Origin of the sequence: Merdimmobilis hominis (genome assembly GCF_016901855.1) — a bacterium.
Lineage (GTDB): Bacteria > Bacillota > Clostridia > Oscillospirales > Ruminococcaceae > Paludihabitans.
This window is the reverse complement of record NZ_JACJKY010000079.1, coordinates 1-357: the sequence shown is the minus strand read 5'-3', so window position 1 is coordinate 357 and position 357 is coordinate 1. Positions and strand designations below refer to the sequence as shown.

The window sequence follows — 357 nt, the reverse complement described above, 5'->3', positions numbered from 1 at the left end:
TAACAAAGGAGCCTACCACAACCGAAACAGGTTCCAGAGAACGTACCTGCTCCATCTGCAAATATACGCAGGAAGAGACGATTCCGGTTCATGAACACAGCATCCATGATGAAGCATGGAAATATGACGATACCGAGCACTGGCAGGAATGCTCCTGCGGCGAAAGGCTGAATGTGGCAAACCATATCTACGGCGATTGGAGAGAGACGAAGCCGGCCACCGAAACCGAGGCTGGTTCCAGAGAGCGTGACTGCACGGTCTGCGACTATGTGCAGACCGAAACCATTCCAATGCTTGAACATGAGCACAGCTACGGCGACTGGCAGAAGGATGAAACCCAGCACTGGAAGGAATGCC

1 protein-coding gene is annotated in these 357 nt (G+C 52.7%); it reads left to right on the top strand.

Features of this window, described 5'->3' with window-relative positions; translation table 11 throughout:
- On the top strand, nucleotides 1-357 hold a 357-nt coding region (locus tag H6A12_RS13150), incomplete at both ends, for a hypothetical protein (RefSeq protein ID WP_345941261.1).